The following is a 636-nucleotide window of genomic DNA, read 5'->3' on the forward strand; positions in this document are numbered from 1 at the left end:
ATGATATTATTAAATTCGTTCCACAAGGGAACAATAAAATATCTTAGAAATTTCAAGTAATAACAAATAAATTTATAATTTTAAAAGTTATTGACAGAGATTGAAACTAGTGATAAGATAGAGAAGTTGCAAATGACAAACCAAGAAAAAACAGCTTGAAATAAAGCGTTGACAAGGTTTAGATGCAATGATACAATAAGAAAGTCGCTTGAGGGTGACTGGAGAAAATGGTCTTTGAAAATTGAACAGATAATATAAAGTTAAGTAATAACCAGCAATTCTTTTTGAGAGTCAGCGAATAAAGGAAACTTACTCGAAAGATGTAAGGAGTACTACAAGATTAAACTTTTTAGTGAGAGTTTGATCCTGGCTCAGGACGAACGCTGGCGGCGTGCCTAACACATGCAAGTCGAGCGAGGAGTTTCCCTTCGGGGATAAATCTAGCGGCGGACGGGTGAGTAACACGTGGGCAACCTGCCTTATAGAGGGGAATAGCCTTCCGAAAGGAAGATTAATACCGCATAACATTGCATTTTCGCATGAAGAAGCAATTAAAGGAGCAATCCGCTATAAGATGGGCCCGCGGCGCATTAGCTAGTTGGTGAGGTAACGGCTCACCAAGGCGACGATGCGTAG

1 rRNA gene is annotated in these 636 nt (G+C 39.5%); it reads left to right on the forward strand.

Annotation, left to right across the window (positions count from 1 at the left end):
• Nucleotides 1-348: 348 nt before the first annotated feature.
• Nucleotides 349-636 (forward strand): 16S ribosomal RNA (locus tag RRY12_13370); the annotation flags it as partial.

Source organism: Cloacibacillus sp. (assembly GCA_036655895.1).
Taxonomy (GTDB): domain Bacteria; phylum Synergistota; class Synergistia; order Synergistales; family Synergistaceae; genus JAVVPF01.